The organism is Vaccinium witches'-broom phytoplasma str. VAC (genome assembly GCF_000309405.1).
Taxonomy (GTDB): Bacteria; Bacillota_I; Bacilli_A; order Acholeplasmatales; family Acholeplasmataceae; genus Phytoplasma.
On record NZ_AKIN01000116.1, the window covers coordinates 1 to 232 of the forward strand.

The 232-nt window shown below is 34.9% G+C and carries 1 protein-coding gene; it reads right to left on the minus strand.

Annotated features, from left to right (window positions below; all coding sequences use genetic code 11):
• A partial coding sequence (locus RI68_RS02160) for a YqaJ viral recombinase family protein (RefSeq protein WP_017193605.1) occupies positions 1-232 on the minus strand: 232 nt, incomplete at both ends.

Sequence of the window (232 nt, forward strand, 5' to 3'; positions counted from 1 at the left end):
GATCTTCTTGGTTTTCGTTCACAAAAGGACATTTAATTTCTAAAACAGCTTGATGTTGTTCATTGTAACCATCTAAAGAGGCGGAAAAAAGGTTAACCTGATCATCAGTGAAAATCGCGTCTTCAAAAGTTAAATGAGTTTTTTGAATGAAAAATTCTCTAGCGATGGGTTCCATTTTTTGGCCATGAAGAGTGTATTGATTAGCGGTAAAAGTAGTGCCAAAGAGTTTATC